Here is a 253-nt window from a genome sequence, read left to right as displayed (position 1 = left end):
GTCCCCATCGTCTAGAGGCCTAGGACATCACCCTTTCACGGTGGCGACCGGGGTTCGAATCCCCGTGGGGACGCCAATTTTGCAAGAAACCAGACCCGGCGATGCCGGGTTTTGTTTTTTCGCGCGCCGGGTTTGTACATATCGCGCGCAAGGCGGTACTATGCCGCCCCTCGCAGCACGTGGGGCCATAGCTCAGCTGGGAGAGCGCTTGCATGGCATGCAAGAGGTCGCCGGTTCGATCCCGGCTGGCTCC

At 62.5% G+C, this 253-nt stretch carries 2 tRNA genes; both read left to right on the top strand.

The window, feature by feature from the left end:
- Nucleotides 1-76: transfer RNA gene (locus JR065_RS21350), tRNA-Glu, on the top strand.
- A gap of 105 nt (nucleotides 77-181) precedes the next feature.
- A tRNA-Ala gene (locus tag JR065_RS21345) sits at nucleotides 182-253 on the top strand.

It is taken from the genome of Xanthomonas sp., assembly GCF_017163755.1.
Taxonomy (GTDB): domain Bacteria; phylum Pseudomonadota; class Gammaproteobacteria; order Xanthomonadales; family Xanthomonadaceae; genus Xanthomonas_A.
The sequence above is the reverse complement of the archived record's forward strand: the minus strand, read 5'-3'. Positions and strand labels throughout refer to the sequence as shown.